Here is a 17,227-nt window from a genome sequence, read left to right as displayed (position 1 = left end):
TAAAAACAAGTCTTGAAACCACAAAATAGAATATCGATGTTAATCCTTAGAAGAACGGCCCTGTTCCTGGCATTTCTTCTGCAGCTTTCGTTTTCCTATGCGCAGGAAAAGAAGGAGGTCGCGATCTATTTTGAAAACGGAAGTGTTGCGGTTGAAAAAGGTTCAACTTTCACTAATTCCCTCGTGGTGGAGAATAAAAGTGCGGAAGAAATCACCGTTCAGAACATCATCCCTCAGGAAAAATATCCGGGATTGCTTTATTATCCCAAAAATGAATTCACGTTAGCGGCCGGCCAGTCAAAAAAACTTCCGGTAAAGCTCATCGCGAATGTGGATTTCATGAAACTGAGATCCAGTGAGATTAAATTTAATGTTTCTTATCTAAAATCAGCCGCCGCCAAAACTGAAAGCGCATCTTTCTCCGTTAAAAAAGAGGAAAACAACAACATCGCGATCTACACTGCATCTTACGAGAATTTCATCAATCCTGCCGCGCCCGAATCCTCCATTCTTTTAATGATAGAAAACCAGGGTTACAGTAAACGAACAGTTAAAATTGACTTGCAGTCCGTCCCTGATGGTCTGGAAATGATGCCAAGACAGCAAACCGTAACGCTCGAAGGTTTGGAAAAACAAACCGTTGAGCTCAGGATTTTGGTCAGAAAACAGAACACTCTTTTCCCCGAATTTAATATCAACGCAACCGCCACAGATGTCTTTACCAACGAAATCGTGGGCAGCAACACGCTTCATTTGGTAATTTTATCCAACAACCGACAGGTTGCGCGTGGCAATGAAGCCGTTAGCGGAACTAATTTTGCGGAATTTGGCTATAACGAAAACAGTTCGGGCTTCAATTTTCTTCAGTTAAGAGGAAACACTGCGTTCCGTATAACCGAAAATCTGAATTCGCGCGTGAATCTTGGCGCGGATTATTATCTGGCGGATGGCCGCTACAACATCTATGATACCTGGCTGGAACTGGAAAGGAAAAATACGGTTTTGCGCCTCGGCAATGTAAACAGCAGCGATTATGATTACCCGGTTTTCGGACGTGGCGGAAAAATTTCGACTTTGATAGGTAAAAATAATCAGCTTGAAATCCTCGCGCTCGAAAATAATTTCAACCTGTTCGGGACCTATTTCCAGCAATCCGAAGGTTCTACCGTGGTGGGCGCGAAATACGGTTTCGGCAATGGTAAATCTTTCATCGGGAAGGTTTCATATATCTACGACCACGATCCGCGCTTCAGTGTAGATACGCAGGTAGCCAACGCGGCATCATCAATCATCATTAATGAAAAACACACCATCCGTACCGAACTGGGCCTAAGCCACGAAAAAGGTCTTGCAAACCACGATGAAAACGCGGGAGCTTTAGTTGGGGCCAATTACGACGGTAAGGTAGGGAAGTGGGACATTCAGTCGGTAAACTCATTTGCCACGAAAAGTTACGCGGGCATAAAACGCGGCTCTTTTTTCACCAACCAAAGGATTGGTCACCAGTTTTCTGCGACGCAGCGCGCCTTCATCCAGTACCAGAATTCGCAGGTAGATCCGGAGTTTCTCAGTTTCCAGAATGCGCCCATCGAAGCGGGTGCCGCCAATGTTCGTTATTATTTTAACAGTACAGAAGCGCTGGGGACGGGGTATCAGTTTTCCGCGAAGAACTGGAATTTCCTCTTGGCCCCGAAGGTGGAAAGACAGAAAACCGCGAGTGTCTATACCGCGCAAGAACTTTTTTCTTACCGTTTTGAAACCAATATCAGCACCACTTTCGGTGCGCACGGCCTGAATCTGATGGCGGAATATTCATACTCGAAAGAGAATGATGAAACAGATTGGTTTAACAGTTTGAAGACTACTTTGTCTTACAGATACAAATCTTTCTCGCTGAACGGAACCGCGCAGTGGAACGCGAATAATGTATTTGATTTGAATTCTTATTATGATGTAGACCGCAATTTCGCGAACTACAATGGGTATGCTTCGTATAATTTCCAGATGCTCAGAAATCAACTGAACGGATCTTTTTCGGCCGGAGTCTCTTATTCGGAGCTTTATAAAAACCTCAACAGCAACATCACCGGAAATCTGGAGTATAAGATTTCACCTTCCTGGGCATCCACGGGTTATTTTAATTTCTCTGGCTACAAATCCACCGCGGCGTATGCTACCAGCGGCAGTTATTACCAGTTCAGACTCGGTATTAAAAAATACTTCAGCGCCGCTACCACACTTGGCAATCATAAGGTAAGTTTCCAGCTGTTTGAAGATAAAAATTACAATGGAATCCTTGAAAATGGCGAGAAAGTGCTGGCCAATGAAATTGTGAAACTCGACAATTTTGTGGCGATGACGGATAAAAACGGAAAAGTGGTTTTCCAGAACGTGCCAGAAGGTGTTTACACTTTGAAAGTGAATGAAAGTGCCGGCGCACGACTGATGATGGACCCTGTGATGATGGTGAACAGTAACATCAACCGCAAAGTTGGTTTGGTGAAGAACATCAGAGTTAGCGGGAAACTTACCGAGATCAAACAGGCGTATGACACTTTGGAAACCGATGTTACCGGCATTGTAGTGTACGCCAAAGGGGAAGATGGCGCCATTCATACCGCTGTAGTCAATCAGAAAGACGAGTTTGAGTTCTTCCTTAAAGAGGGCAGATACCAAATCTATATCGAAAACGATAAATACAGCTATACGCAACCTAGCCAAACCATTCAGGTAACTAAAGAAGGGTTTTCGGAAACCTTGATTTTTGAATATAAGAAGAAAGACACCACGATTAAGGTGAAAAAGTTTTAAATTTAGAGGTATGAAAACGATGAGGAGTTTTTTAATGGGGATTTTTGCCCTCTGCTGCGGATCTACAGTTACGAAGGCGCAGGATGTGTACCTGACCATTCCGGAAAATAATATATTTAACAGAACTGAATTCACCTCCGTGCCTACCAGGGTGATGGGCAACGCCAACAGAACCAACTGGGATTATAACTTTCTTGGTTTCGCTCCTACGGCTCCTACATTTATCTCAACGTCCGGGCAAAATTTTATTCATACCTCTTCTTCGGCTACCTTACCTACCTCTGTTCTGCTATGGCAGCTCGAGAGTATGGGCGGGCAAATGCCGTCTGTAGGATATTATGGTTCTTTACCCGGCTTTCAGTCGTTCAGTACGGGCCCAGTGAGCTGGTTTGAACCGCCTGCGAACGTTCTGGCAGGAGGTTTCAACCGCGGAAATATCAATTTTACCTTTAAAATTCCGGGCGCGCAGTTTACTGCCAATGCTTGGCGGTCAGGGAATTACTCCATGAACATTAGTCAGAATTATGACTTCACGCCGAGTAATTTTAAAACTGTTTTAGTCATACCTGCTGCCATTAGATGGAACACGACAAATTTAGCAAAGTACATTGAAATATCTTCGTTGAATGATTACCGCCCGGCAGGCACGCGAACCCTAGATTTGGGAAATGTGGAAATCGCGCACACGGTAGATTTTAATTTTTGGGCTAAAGCAGCTTCCTCAACGGTACAGTTCACGTCTTCCAAAGGCGTTGCGGGAAGCAGAAATATAGCCACCATCCGATTGGGAAGTAACGGGAACGAACTTACAACAAAACCTTTATCCGCTACTTTTCAGAATTTTTCCGCGGCAAGTGCCGGTGTCGTGGCAGGAAACAGAACCAGCTTGATCCCTGAGCTTTATGTGTCTGCCGAAGATTTCAGAAACCATTTTTTTGAGGCAGGAACCTATACTTTTGAATTGAATTTTAGTGCCAGAAGTGCAGATAATTCCATCACCAGCAATCAGAACACCGCTGTGCAGCTAAAGGTTCTTCCACGCTCCGAAATCACCATCCCGAGTGGCGGACAGAATGTGAATTTCAATTTTAATACAGCCGCTCATTACGCCAACGGGCAAACACAAACGGTGCCCAACCAAATAAGACTTTCCAACAATGAGAGTTATGAACTTTATGTGAAATCGGACGAAAATTATTTCAAAAAAGGCGGCCTGCAGACCAATATCAATTCTAATATTTTGCAGATCGGTATTGATGGGAGCGGTGTAAATGCATCTTTATCCAAAACTCCCCAAAAAATCCTCTCGAACGGAACACCCGTTTTGGACCGCAACCTGAACGTACGATACACCATTCCACCTGCGGGCGCACAAACTTTGGTGGGGAAAGAAAATGCCACTTACTCTATCAATGTATATTACAGTTTCACGGCAATTTAACAGTCTTCTAAAAAAGTATTCCTATGACCCATCCTGAAAGCCATGATCAATCCCCGGATCAGCATGAGATTGAGAAGTTAAAAGCATTCGAAAAAAAATATACGGATGTTTTTGATTTTTTGATGTACGCTGCGGTTAAGATGACCCATGTGGATTTATGCAGCATAAGTATCCTCTCCGAAGGGAAAGTGTATGTTCTGGCTTCCAGTGATGCTTCTATTAAGCAGGTTTACCCTCAAAATCCTCATTTTTCGGACAAGCAGACTTCGGTATATGAGTTTGAGAAATCAACATATAAATTTCGCAGAAGTTACCGCATCCCGGGCCTTGATGACAGTCTTATCGCTCATTTGAATTTATTTAATAGAGAGGAGAAAAATTTAGATAAGTCCGAGGAAGAAATCGTTGATAAACTCGCGGGCCAAGCCTTAAAATGGTTTTTGGTCAAAGAAAAGGAACAGTTGTTGAGCAATTATAAAGCACTTTTCGAGACCTCCAACGATTTATTAGGCGTCCTGTCTTTAGAGGGCAAATTTGTACAACTAAACCCCACTTTTTCAAAAATGTTGGGCTGGAGTGATGCGCATTTTCTGAGCAGAAGCTTTCTGGAGTTCGTTCATCCTGAAGACCGCGAAAGTACAGTGCAGGCTTTGGAGGCCTTATCGCGTGGCGAATTTTTAAGCAATTTTACCAACAGATACATCCTCAAATCAGGTGAAGTGAAGTGGATAGAATGGACCTGCGTTCCCGAGGTAGAAACAGGCTTGGCATATTCCATCGGTAGAGACGTGACGGAGTTTACCGCGAAAAAAGAGTCACTCAGAAGAAGTGAGCTTAAATATCGTGGTCTTTTTGAAAAAAATCAGGGCATCATCAGCATCCATGACATTGAAGGTAATTTTCTGGATGTAAATGATGCGGGCTTGAAAGCCTCTGGTTTTTCAAGGGAAGAGTTGATGAGTTACGACCTGTACGACCTCATCATCCCGGAAAAACATGATAATGTGAAACTGTACCTGAGACAGATTAAAAAAGCAAATCATGCCTCAGGGGAAATGACCATCCGCAAGAAAAACGGCGAAAAAGCGGTTTGGCACTTTATGAGTGCGATAGATGAGGATGTGGACGGCAATTTACAGGTGATGGCGAACGCAGTGGACATTACCGAAAGGAAAAAAATGGAAAACGAAATTCTGGCGGCAAAAGAGTTGGCCGAGAAAGCTTATGCGATGAAATCGGAGTTTGTTGCCAACATGAGCCATGAAATCCGCACACCGCTGAACGGAATCATCGGTTTTACAGAATTGCTTTTAGAGACCAATCTGGACGAGACGCAGCGGCAATATTTGGAGATCATCAACCAATCCGGCGTTTCCCTGTATAGCATCATCAACGATATTCTGGACTTCTCGAAATTAGAGAAACAGAAACTGAAACTTACACTTGATAAAGTTGAAATAGAGGAGCTGGTTTCCGAGGCCTTCAATATTGTTTCGTATAACAATAACAAAAAGCGCTTGGAAATGCTTATTGATATTGACGACAGCATCCCAAGATATATTTGGACAGATGCCATGCGCTTGAAGCAGGTTTTTGTAAATCTACTGAGCAATGCTTTGAAATTTACCGAAGAAGGAGAAATTGTATTGTACGTGAAGGTTTTAGAAGATTTGGGTGAAGCAAAAAAACGAATCCGCTTCGGCGTGCGCGATACAGGTATTGGGATCAGCAAAGAAAAACAGTCCGATATTTTCGAGGCATTTTCGCAGGAAGATGGCAGCATCACCAAAAGATACGGCGGCACAGGCTTAGGACTTACAATTTCAAACCAAATTTTAGCACTTCTCGACAGCGTGTTGCAGGTAGAAAGCGAGCAGGGCAAGGGCAGCGACTTCTTCTTTGATATTCTGTTTGATACCGAGGAAGAGGAATATGACCTGAGCTTGACCGATATTAAAAAGGTGCTGATTGTAGATGATAATGACAACAACCGGAAAATCCTAAAAAGGATGCTGGAGCGCAAGAATATCGAAGTTGTGGAATGCGACAGCGGCCTGAAAGCACTGCTTTTAGTCATGGATAAACCCGATTTTGATGTGATTATTATGGATTATCACATGCCGATTATGGACGGACTGGAGACCATCAGAAAGCTAAAAAGTATGGATCCGGCTGCTTCCGATGCCGCGCCGTATATCGTGTTGTACAGCTCGTCCGACGACACACAGCTACAGGAGGCATGTGATGAACTAGAGATTGAAAACCGACTCGTAAAACCCATCCGCATGAAGCAGATGTACCAGGTTTTATCCACTTTGAAGAGTGCGGAAAAGAAAAAACAAGAGCAGATAAAAAATGTCGTAAGTGAAGTAAGTACTCATGAAATAAAAATTTTGATCGCTGAAGATAATGCCGTTAATCTGCTTCTTACCAAAACTTTTTTAAAAGATATTCTGCCGCAGGCATTGGTCATCGAAGCAAAAGATGGCGTAGAAGCGGTGGAGCAATACGAAAAAGAAAGTCCGGATCTTATTTTAATGGATATCCAAATGCCACAACTCAATGGTATTGAAGCTACTAAAAAAATAAGGTCGATAGAAAAAAACATTGAAATCCCGATCATTGCCCTTACCGCAGGCAGCCTCCCGGGTGAAAAAGAAAAATGTCTGCAAGCCGGGATGTCAGATTTTTTAACCAAACCTTTATTAAAACAAACCCTGTCGGACATGATTGCTAAATGGTTTGGCAAAGAAATGGATAGTATGTAGGGCATAAAAATAGGCCTTAAAATTTTCTGGCAGATTTTTCTACATTTGTGCTTATATGAATGACAACATTAAGGAACTGCAGATAAAAATCGAAAAACTGGAAAACGAAATCAATTTCAAGAACGGATTGATCTCGATATTGTCTCACGACGGAAAAGAAATGTTCGGGAATTTTCTGTGGCTGATAGAAGCGCTGGAACAGAAAACCATCAGCGAGGAAGATTTTTTCAAACTGTTGCCACAGGTAAAAAACGATGCTAAAAAAAATCTGCAAACCCTGCAGGACAGCTCTGCCTGGTTGAAAACACAGTACGGGGACTTCAAGATGAAGCCCGAAAAAATCAAGATAACTGATATTTATCATTATTTAAAGGAAAAAAATGCGGCGAAATTAACAGAAAAGGGCATTAATTTGCACTTTAAAGGAGATTCCGATGCATTTGTAGTAACCGACCGCATTTTGCTGGAATTTGTTTTAGATAAAATCTTAAACAATGCGGTAAAGTATTCTTTTCCCCGGCAAGATGTTTATTTACAACTTGTTACGCAAGATGAGCAGACGGTGCTTTCGCTAACAGATTCGGGTATAGGGATGGATGAACAATATTTATCTTCGATTTATACTTATGACAATCCTGTATTCCAGGGAACGGCTGGCGAAAAAAGGTGTGGGATTGAGTTTGAAAATTGTAAAAAATTTTATATCCTTGATGGGTGGAAACATCAGCATCATTTCGTCTGAAAGTAAAGGCACAACTGTTTCTATTTTTTTACCTAACTTTAATGAATGAAGGATTTAAAATCTAATGTGCGAATTGTTGTAGCAGATGATCATGGCATCGTTCGGATGGGTTTGATACAAACGATCAAGCGCCTGATGCCGGATGCCGTTATTACTGAAGTAGAGGACTATAAATCGCTGTACAAAATAATCCAGAACGAGGCGTTGGACATGGCCATAACAGACGTTAATATGCCCAATGGTACCGTACAGGATGCGATAGATTACATAAAAATACACAAGCCAGAATTAAGGATCCTGATATTTTCCTCTCAGGATGAAGAAATGTATGGTATGCGTTACCTGAAGATGGGCGCTGGCGGCTACTTAAGCAAGCAAAGTTCTACGGCTGAGATTGAGGCTGCTTTAACAGCGATGCTCACCAAAGGCCGATATGTAAGTGATAAAGTAAAGGAAGCCATGTTTTTGGAATCTTTAACCGGCGCGGCCAAAACTTCTCCGTTTGAGGCGCTCTCCGACCGCGAACTGCAGATTGCCAACAAGCTTGCGGAAGGTCTTCCACTTAAGGAAATTTCAAATCAACTGAACCTTCATTCCTCCACCATCAGTACGTATAAGAACCGACTGTTTGAGAAACTCCAGATACGCTCCGTACCCGAACTCGTAGAGATTCTTAGGATTTATAACCAGTAAATTTAACTTGTTTCCCAGTTTTAAGACTATAGCAATATAAATAAAGGCGCGCTCAAAAAGAGTTCGCTTTTTAATTTATCCTTCCGAAATGCATTAATCTGTAATAAATATATGCGCTAAAAACTTTAGAAATAAGGAGTTATAAAAGTTTATTGCAGAGAATTTATTCCATCATTTTTAGCAGCGTGGCTGTAACCATAATTATTATTATCTTCGCGTTTTGGAGGAACCACTCGGTGTTATTCTTACTGAAGCGTGGTACGAAAGCCGTTATATTCAGGTTTATATGAACTTAAAGCTATTAAGTATTTTCTTTTTGGGAATTGGTTCCCAAATTTTAGGGCAAACTGATGAAGCCGAAATTGCCGAAGTGGTTGTACACGGCAAATTTCTGGATATGCCCGTGAGTAAAATCAGTGAAAATATCACGGTAATCAACCGGGAGGAAATCCAGAAGTCGCCGGCAACCAATGTCGATGAAATACTGGCACAGATTACAGGTTTCGACATTCGGAAAAGAGGCGCCAATGGGGTACAGGCAGATGTTTCTTTGCGGGGAAGCAGTTTTGAGCAGGTGTTGATCCTGGTGAATGGCGTACGAATAAATGATTCCCAGACAGGCCATAACTCCATGAGCATCCCGTTCGACCTTTCTTCTGTAGAAAAAATCGAGGTAATAAAAGGGCCAGCGGCCAGAAGGTTTGGACAGAATGCGTATGCCGGCGTCATCAACATCGTTACAAAACCAAGCCCAAGCCCAATCGCTACGGTTTCAGCAAGTGGCGGGGATTTTGAAACCTATTCATTGGGCCTTAGTGCGCATTTTGGCACTGAAAAACTCGCTCATTTCATGCAGGCAACCTCGTCGGGATCTGAAGGTTATCGTTATAACACTGATTATAAAATCAACAATGTATTTTATCAGAATCACTTCCGCTTGGCATCAGCAAATATTAAATTTCAGGCCGGGATTCAGGAAAAAAAGTTCGGTGCAAATGGTTTTTACGCCTCACCTTCAGCCAAAGATCAATACGAGGAAACCCAGGCTTCCATTGTAAGCATAAGTGCGGATCAACGGCTCGACAGACTCACCCTACGTTCCAATCTCTATTGGCGGCGCGGCCAGGATATGTATGAGTTTATACGTGGCAAACCAGAGATTTACCGCAACCTCCATATCGGCAACAACTTGGGTGGCGAAATTAATGCCACGCTACAGTCTGCAATTGGGACCTCCGGACTTGGCCTTGAGTTACGGCAAGAGATGTTGTCGAGTAACAATCTTGGGAAACGCGACCGTTTTATTACCCAAATTTTCTTTGAGCATCATTTTTCTTTCTTTAATGACCAACTTAAGGTATCTCCCGGTATTTCTTGGGCGAATTACGACCGTGAAGGCAACTTCTATTACCCGGGACTTGATGTTGGTTATGACCTGAATCAATATCATAAATTTTACGGGAATATATCAAAAGTAAACCGTGTCCCCACATTTACAGATCTTTACTACGAAAGTAAGACTGAAGTTGGTAACCCCAACCTACAGCCCGAACACGCACTTTCGGCAGAATTGGGTTACCGTTATCTTAAAAAAAATACGCAGATAAAAGGCAGCGTGTTTGTAAGGACTTCCGAAAATTCAATTGATTGGGTAAAAGCCACAGAAAACGAAATTTGGCATGCGGAGAATATCAGCCGTATTGACACAAAAGGGCTGGAATTAGAGCTGCGACAGCAATTTAATTTCTTTGTCAAATCATATTCGGTAGGTTACACCTTCCTCGACAATAATTACAAACAGCCACAGGCACTGTTGTCACGCTATGTAATGGAAAACCTGAGACACCAGTTGGTAGCAAAAGTGGAAAATCAACTGTATAAAGATCTTTCGGCGCAGTGGGTATATCGCTATAATGAAAGGGTGACCACCGGTAATTATCACCTTTTGGATCTAAAACTGAACTATCATTACAACGATCTTCAGATCTTTTTAATAATTAACAATCTTACGGCAACAAAATATACAGAAGTCTTTGGGCTTACTATGCCCGGGCGTTGGTTTCAGGCAGGATTCTCTTATCGTGTGGGATTGTAAAGAACTTGTTTTCTTATTCATTAGCCGGTTTCAATTAAGTTAAAGTTTCTGTTTGCCATTACAGCCATGTAAATCTGTCACCAAGGAGGCTTCAACTTATCTAATTTCGTAAAACAAAATGGGGAGATTAAATTTGTTTTTTAAAGTTAATAATTTTAAGTCAGAATGATTAGTTTTGCTTAATGCTTAAAATATTTACTTGTTTCTTCATCATTTTCAGCACATTAATTGTTCAGGCCCAGAACAGTTTTTCTGTCTTGAAGCGTGATTTAGAAAAAAAAGTACTGTATTCCCAGCACCGCGAAGTATTGGATCTGATTAATCAACAGCGCGACAACTACCCCGAAAGCCAGCGTTGGGAGTTGGATGTAATTAAACTTGAATCTCTCAACGATCTGGGCTTGGTGGATGAGGCCTTCGCACTGTCGCAGAATATGCTCAGTCATCCTTTGTCGCCCGAACTGCGCCTTCGCATTCACATGCAGCGCGCCCTGATCTATGAAATTGGTATGAGCCGGAAAAACTGTAAGCGCGAACTTGATGCCGCGGAGAAGATACTGCAAAAATATCCCTCGCTGAAACCCACGCATAACACCTATTTTTTAATCAGAAAAACATCCTATTACCGTATTTTTGATGACCACCGTACAGCGCTGAAACTGGCGTCAGAAGCCGAAAAATATGCCGAAGTCGTAAACGACCGGAAAAACGGAGCCATACTGAATATGCTGCTGGGCCTGTCCTCTTACAGTCAACCTGAAAAGGCACGTAAACATTTTGAAAAAGCCGTAAAACTCTGCAAAGCCTACCATAATTACAGTGGTACGGCAGCCATGTACAACACGCTGTGCAGGTTTTATATTGACCGTAATGAAGAGGAACTGGCTGAAAAGTATGCGGATTCCGCCATCGCAATTGTACCGAAAGTCGAAATTTACTACATCATCGCCGATGCTTACTACTTGAAAAGCCAGATTGCCGAGCAGCAGCAACGCTATTTCGATGCGTTGAAGCATTACCGTTTGGCCACAGAATGGACGCAAAAAAACACTGAGGCCCAGCGCGAAGTGAAAGTACAGGAGCTGGATCTGATGTACAACTCTGAAACCGATAAACTTCGCCAAACAGACTTGCAGAACAGCATGAAAAGCACCAAACGTTGGAATAACATGTTGTTGCTCTGTACCCTGTTATTGGTATTTTTCACGTTATTGCTGCTGTATTTCCTGCGCCTGATCTCAAAAAACAAAGAACGGATAGAACTCCAGAAACAAAGCATCTCTGAGAAAAATGCGGTTCTTAAAAAGAATATCGAGGAAAAACAGTTCCTGGTACGCGAACTGAACCACCGTGTAAAAAACAATCTTTCGGTAATACTTAGTTTGGTTAGATTTCAGCGTGATGAAACCACCAGCGAGTTTTACAAGAATAAGTTCGAGCAGTTACATTCGCGTATCAGTACCATCTCATTGGCCCATCATCTGTTTTCGTATGACATGAATAATTTTGAAAATTCAGTCATCGAAACCCAAGCGTTTACCCATAAGATCATCAATGCCCAGAAAGCAGGTTACCCGCAAGAAATTATCGTGGATACACAGATCGGCGAATTTCAGTTGCCCGTAGATCAGGGGCTTGTGTATGGTTTACTGCTGAACGAACTCTTTACCAATTCCTTGAAACACGCCACCCCGGAAAAAAACACTGCGTTGCGGATTACCCTGAAACTCTACCTGAAAGAAGATACCGTGTATATGGAATATCAGGATAATGGCACCTCTTTCGGCAGCAAAGAGCGTCACAAATCATTGGGCTGCTTCATCATTGATGCTATGGTGGAGCAGCTTCATGGCAAATGCAAACGCGAAAATTCTGTGTATCGCGTGTGTTTTCCGATCGGCAAGCAGAGATGATTATGATTTAGGCAAGAAACTCTATTTCAGCGTCTTTGAATGATCCTTTTTCAACCAGCTTGTGCATGGTTTTCAGCATTTTTTTTCGCAGTTTGGCCAGTTGTCGGATGTTTTTGTCCTCACTGTAATCGAAAATGCTGTCCTCAAAAGAAAACGTGTCGCCTTTCTTGAAGTTGATGTTGCGCTCCTTCATTTCCTTCAGTAGCATCAGGTTCGTCATGGTTTCAAGCAGCGAATATTCGGTGGCGGCCAGTTCTTTAAGGGATTTCAGGATTTGTTTCTTATATTTTTTCTTAGCTTTCATACATATATTATATACTGCAAATTAAGTAAAATTACTTTTATGGCGTGCTGTCGCAGTATTATTCCTTGGATAAATGCGAATCCCTATCTTTGTTACACGATGGATAATACGGAACTTTTAAATCTGATTCAGCTCGCGAAGCAAAAAAACCAGAAATCACAGACACGGCTTATCAATATCTTTTGGGTAGATGTATTCAGCTTTGTAATGAAAAAAGTGCAGGATGAGAACATAGCGGATGAACTTACGGTATCCGTATTTTCGAAAGTATTGGCTAAGCTTGACCTGTATGATGCGGACTTCCAGTTCAAGACGTGGATCTTAACCATTGCCCAAAATACCGTGATTGATTACTGGCGCAAGAAAAGCCGCGAAAATGAAGACTCTACCGACAATTTTGATGAGTACCGAAACCAGTTTGCACGTTCGCCGGAAGAACTGCTTATTTCAGCCGAAGACCACCAGCAGATTGTAAGCGTGATTGAAAGTCTGGATGCCAATTATCAGCAAATCATCAGGTTACGGTTCTTTGAGGAGAAAAGCATCAAAGAAATTGCTGAAGAACTGAACCTGACCGTCGCCAATACCAAGATCCGCATCATGCGCGCCAAAAAACTGCTGGCCGCCCTGCTGAAATCCAATGAATTTGAAGACCAATAACAATTGCAAATTGCCTAAATTTGCCTTTATTTTAAAGAAATGAATCAGCCAACCTTAGATACCACGATACAAAAGCCGAAATGGATTCGCGTAAAACTGCCTACCGGCAAAAACTACCGCGAACTCCGCAGTTTGGTAGATAAATATAAACTCAATACCATTTGCCAAAGCGGCAGTTGCCCCAATATGGGTGAATGCTGGGGCGAAGGTACCGCCACATTTATGATTCTGGGTAACATCTGCACAAGAAGCTGTGGCTTTTGTGGTGTGAAAACGGGTAAACCTTTGGATGTTAATTGGGATGAGCCAGAAAAAGTGGCGCGTTCCATTAAACTCATGAAGATTAAGCACGCTGTGCTCACTTCCGTAGATCGTGATGATTTAAAGGATATGGGATCTATTCTTTGGGCCGAAACAGTAAATGCCGTACGCCGTATTTCACCCGGAACCACTATGGAAACTCTAATCCCGGATTTTCAGGGAATTACTAAGCATATCGACCGCTTGTTGGAGGTATCACCTGAAGTCATTTCTCATAACATGGAAACTGTAAAAAGACTGACCCGTGAAGTCCGGATACAGGCAAAATACGAAAGGAGCCTCGAAGTATTGCGCTATATGAAAGAAGCTGGGCAGCGCCGCACCAAAACCGGACTGATGCTCGGGCTGGGCGAAACCAAAGCCGAAGTGCTGCAAACCATCGAAGACATCCGCGGTGCCAATGTTGATATTATTACGATTGGCCAATATTTACAACCGACCAAAAAACACTTGCCAGTGCAGCGATTTGTAGAGTTGGAAGAGTTTCAGGAGTACAAAGAGTTCGCGGGGCAGTTAGGGTTCCGGCATATCGAAAGCTCGCCGCTCGTCAGAAGTTCTTACCATGCTGAAAAGCACATTCATTAATCATGATGATCTAAAAATAAATCATATGAAATTCAGTCATTTGTTTGTATTGATCTCCCTGTTTTTCGTTGCATGCAATGATAAAGCTGAAGTTTCCACAGCTGGTGACATGGCATCTTCAGACCATATTAAAACCGAAGAACTGAAAACCGAGATCAACGGAATCACGCACCGCTCTTTCGCGGCCTATAATCCGGATATTGAAGGACAGTTGCCTGTAGTCTTTGTGCTGCCGGAATGGTGGGGACTGAATGATTATATAAAAAACAGGGTGAAACAACTGGCTGAGTTGGGCTATTACGCCGTAGGGGTAGATTACTATGGTGACCAGAAAGTGGTAAAAACACCGGAAGAAGCACAGAAGCTATCCTCACACTTCTATAACATCCGGGTAGATGCGCGCAGAATGTTCGATGCGGCAAAGCACCAGGTGATCTTGGCTGAAAAAACCGATTATAGCAGGATGGCCATTATTGGCTACTGCTTTGGTGGCGCGCAGGCACTAAATATGGCCAGGCTTTCCGGCGACTTCAAAGGAGTCGTAAGTTTCCACGGGAATTTACAAACCGGCGTGCGTGCCAAAAATAACAAAGTAAAATATCTGGTGCTCAACGGTGCGGCCGACCCAATGGTCTCAAAGGAAGAAATCAGCGCTTTTAAAAAAGAAATGGATAGTGCCAACATCAACTACAGATTCATTGATTATCCGAACGCTTTGCATGCATTTACTAATCCTGAAGCTACTACGACAGGCGAGAAATTCAATCTGCCGATAGCCTATGATAAAGATGCCGACGAAAAATCCTGGAATGAGATGAAAAACTTCCTCGCAGAAGTGTTAAGATAAAAAGGGTGGGTTTCACAGCTGTGAAACCCACCCTTTTTTTATTGATTCTGCCACATAAAGCTTGACAGAAGGAGTATTTAAATGTGCAGTTGGCCTTCGACACCATCATCATTATCGGTGGTACCACCACTGATGGCGGCGGCCGCAAAGGAAATCAGCGAAACCAGTTTTCCTGCTTTGGTATCCCAATAGTAAGACTTTTCAGGACTTACACGGATGAGCGTGACCTTAGGGTCGTCTTTACCTTCTTCAAACCACGCGCTGGCAAAATTCGTCCATTTATCTTCAATCAGCGCTTTGTCCTTATAGATATAAGCCTTACCGAACACCGACAGATATTCGGATTTGCTGTTATTCATAAACAGAAGTTGAACACGGTTATCTTCCGAAATCTCGAAGTTTTTATTACTGTCCGCACTGCTGATGAACCACAGGTTACCTTCAGCATCCGTTTCGCGTAAGCTCATTGGGCGCGTGTTGATCGGTAGTTGTGTAAGTTCTGTACAGAACATGCACACACTGGCATTTTCAGAGAGTTCTTTCAGTTTTTTAATGGCTTCTGTTTGGTTTAAATTTTCTGTTGACATATCTGTATTTTATTTAGTTAGACTTTCATGATCTCCGTGGGCGCACCAGGATATCGCGCTCGCCAACTCCTCTTTGCCGTAGCCTCTGAATTCTCCGGGCATGAATTTGCTGAATCCGTCGGTAAACTTCTTTACCGCCTCCTTATCGGTGACAATGGCTGCGCGGTTCCATTTGGTGAGATTTTTAAGACCAAGGAAAGCATCCTGCATCCATGCGCCGTAGGTAAACTTATCAAGGTCAGTATCCAGCAAGAGCAGATAGTTAAGTTCATTAAAGGTGTTTACCTTGGCTGAAACATGTGGCAACACCAGGGTTTCAAAATCTTCTTTGGTAATCTCTCCGCTGGCGCGGAAGGCGGCCACATTCTCGGGCACATCAGGGATTAAAGTAATCATAATAATATTTTTTTTGGTTGTTCTTTAGTAGCATCACGGGGCCGTCACTTTACGACAGGTCGGCCGGCTTTCCACTGTATCGCCGCTCGCTGTCGCTCGCGGAGGATGCCGTTTCAATCCGGGCTATACTCCCGCGGAGGCAACCTTTTGGTGGGTTTGCTGCCTTAATTTAACAATAATTGCACCATAACGGACCTGTGAGAATGTTTTACGTATAAGCCCACGGCATTTGATGTTGAGTGTTTTTTTATTTTAGAAAAATCCTTGTAGTTATTTTACTACATCAACTTCCAATTTTCACTACAAAGAAACTTTCGTGGGCGCCATAAATTTGCAGTATCAAAAGTGAACAACTAAACAGAAGTAACACATAAATTAAAAATAAAATATTATGAAAAAGTCATTCGCAATCGCAGCCCTTACTTTCGGAGCAATCGTATTTGGAACAAACAAAGTTCAGGCTCAGAACACCACCGCTACCACCACGGTAAACATCACCCTGAACGATGTCATCTCTATTGACGCTGGAAGTGCGGCAATTGATGGTGCAGTTGCCTTCAACTATGTGACAGCAGCGGATTATAATTCTACACAAACCGTAACTCAGGCCAATGCTTTGAAAGTAACTTCAACGAAAAACTTTACGGTAAATGTAAAAGCGGACGGAGCGAATTTTGTGAATGGAACAAACTTAATCCCGGTAAATGTTTTAACGATCAAAGCGGCAACTGGCGGGAACATGGGCGGAACACAAAACACAGTAGTTTTATCTACAACTAACCAACCTCTAATTGTAAATGCACCGCTTGGAAGCGCTAAAACCTTGAATATAGATTATACCATTCCAGCGGCTAAATCTTCATCTGCTGACATCTTAGGAAAACCAGCGGGAACTTACACACAAAAAGTAACTTATACCGCGACTGCTTTATAATTAAAATAACCAGACTTTATACAAGCCCTCAGCATTCCATAATGTTGAGGGCTTTTTTTAACCTTTGTTTAGGTACACATCTTTCATTTGACCATAATGCACCTTAACAAGACTTGCGAGATTGTATATA

The 17,227-nt window shown here is 42.6% G+C and carries 15 protein-coding genes; 12 read left to right on the top strand and 3 right to left on the bottom strand.

Annotated features, from left to right (window positions below; all coding sequences use genetic code 11):
- Positions 1 to 36 precede the first annotated feature (36 nt).
- The 8 genes from CO230_RS09240 (at position 37) to CO230_RS09210 (ending at position 12,463) form a co-directional block, all read left to right on the top strand.
- Positions 37 to 2,811 (top strand): hypothetical protein, encoded by a 2,775-nt coding sequence (locus tag CO230_RS09240; RefSeq protein WP_162990014.1) that lies wholly within the window; start codon positions 37 to 39, stop codon positions 2,809 to 2,811.
- 19 nt (positions 2,812 to 2,830) lie between these two features.
- A complete protein-coding gene (locus tag CO230_RS09235; protein ID WP_228438115.1) occupies positions 2,831 to 4,252 on the top strand; it encodes a hypothetical protein in 1,422 nt (473 codons plus the stop codon).
- A gap of 23 nt (positions 4,253 to 4,275) precedes the next feature.
- A complete protein-coding gene (locus CO230_RS09230; RefSeq protein WP_122028335.1) occupies positions 4,276 to 7,020 on the top strand; it encodes a PAS domain-containing hybrid sensor histidine kinase/response regulator in 2,745 nt (914 codons plus the stop codon).
- Between the two features lie 55 nt (positions 7,021 to 7,075).
- Positions 7,076 to 7,762 (top strand): sensor histidine kinase, encoded by a 687-nt coding sequence (locus CO230_RS09225; protein WP_228438113.1) that lies wholly within the window; start codon positions 7,076 to 7,078, stop codon positions 7,760 to 7,762.
- On the top strand, positions 7,731 to 7,811 hold the full coding sequence (locus tag CO230_RS12465; RefSeq protein ID WP_228438216.1) for a hypothetical protein: 81 nt from the start codon (positions 7,731 to 7,733) through the stop codon (positions 7,809 to 7,811). The genes CO230_RS09225 and CO230_RS12465 overlap by 32 nt, the downstream gene beginning before the upstream one ends.
- Positions 7,808 to 8,455 (top strand): response regulator transcription factor, encoded by a 648-nt coding sequence (locus CO230_RS09220; RefSeq protein ID WP_122028334.1) that lies wholly within the window; start codon positions 7,808 to 7,810, stop codon positions 8,453 to 8,455. The genes CO230_RS12465 and CO230_RS09220 overlap by 4 nt, the downstream gene beginning before the upstream one ends.
- A gap of 220 nt (positions 8,456 to 8,675) precedes the next feature.
- A complete protein-coding gene (locus CO230_RS09215) occupies positions 8,676 to 10,550 on the top strand; it encodes a TonB-dependent receptor (protein ID WP_228438111.1) in 1,875 nt (624 codons plus the stop codon).
- A gap of 182 nt (positions 10,551 to 10,732) precedes the next feature.
- Positions 10,733 to 12,463 (top strand): sensor histidine kinase, encoded by a 1,731-nt coding sequence (locus CO230_RS09210; RefSeq protein WP_122028333.1) that lies wholly within the window; start codon positions 10,733 to 10,735, stop codon positions 12,461 to 12,463.
- Positions 12,464 to 12,470: 7 nt separating this feature from the next.
- On the opposite strand, the gene CO230_RS09205 is transcribed toward CO230_RS09210, so the two are convergent.
- Positions 12,471 to 12,767 carry a hypothetical protein gene (locus CO230_RS09205; RefSeq protein WP_122028332.1) on the bottom strand — a complete coding sequence of 99 codons (297 nt, stop codon included), beginning with the start codon at positions 12,765 to 12,767 and terminating at the stop codon, positions 12,471 to 12,473.
- A 99-nt stretch (positions 12,768 to 12,866) separates the two neighbouring features.
- On the opposite strand from CO230_RS09205, the gene CO230_RS09200 reads away from it, so the two are divergent.
- Genes CO230_RS09200 through CO230_RS09190 form a run of 3 tightly spaced genes read left to right on the top strand, consistent with a single transcriptional unit; the run spans position 12,867 to position 15,180 of the window.
- Positions 12,867 to 13,427, top strand: coding sequence for an RNA polymerase sigma factor (locus CO230_RS09200; RefSeq protein WP_122028331.1), 561 nt, complete (start codon positions 12,867 to 12,869; stop codon positions 13,425 to 13,427).
- A 39-nt stretch (positions 13,428 to 13,466) separates the two neighbouring features.
- Positions 13,467 to 14,333, top strand: coding sequence for a lipoyl synthase (lipA, locus tag CO230_RS09195; RefSeq protein ID WP_122028330.1), 867 nt, complete (start codon positions 13,467 to 13,469; stop codon positions 14,331 to 14,333).
- A gap of 25 nt (positions 14,334 to 14,358) precedes the next feature.
- Complete coding sequence (locus CO230_RS09190) at positions 14,359 to 15,180, top strand: dienelactone hydrolase family protein (RefSeq protein WP_122028947.1); 822 nt, start codon at positions 14,359 to 14,361, stop codon at positions 15,178 to 15,180.
- Between the two features lie 77 nt (positions 15,181 to 15,257).
- On the opposite strand, the gene CO230_RS09185 is transcribed toward CO230_RS09190, so the two are convergent.
- Both CO230_RS09185 and CO230_RS09180 read right to left on the bottom strand, forming a co-directional pair.
- Positions 15,258 to 15,767, bottom strand: a complete 510-nt coding sequence (locus tag CO230_RS09185) for a pyridoxamine 5'-phosphate oxidase family protein (RefSeq protein WP_122028329.1) — start codon at positions 15,765 to 15,767, stop codon at positions 15,258 to 15,260.
- Positions 15,768 to 15,776: 9 nt separating this feature from the next.
- Positions 15,777 to 16,163 carry an STAS/SEC14 domain-containing protein gene (locus tag CO230_RS09180; protein ID WP_122028328.1) on the bottom strand — a complete coding sequence of 129 codons (387 nt, stop codon included), beginning with the start codon at positions 16,161 to 16,163 and terminating at the stop codon, positions 15,777 to 15,779.
- A gap of 391 nt (positions 16,164 to 16,554) precedes the next feature.
- Here CO230_RS09180 and CO230_RS09175 point away from each other — a divergent pair, with 391 nt between their 5' ends.
- Complete coding sequence (locus CO230_RS09175) at positions 16,555 to 17,097, top strand: peptidoglycan-binding protein LysM (protein WP_122028327.1); 543 nt, start codon at positions 16,555 to 16,557, stop codon at positions 17,095 to 17,097.
- Positions 17,098 to 17,227 lie beyond the last annotated feature (130 nt).

The organism is Chryseobacterium sp. 6424 (assembly GCF_003692615.1).
GTDB lineage: Bacteria > Bacteroidota > Bacteroidia > Flavobacteriales > Weeksellaceae > Kaistella.
This window is presented reverse-complemented; position numbering and strand designations above follow the sequence as displayed.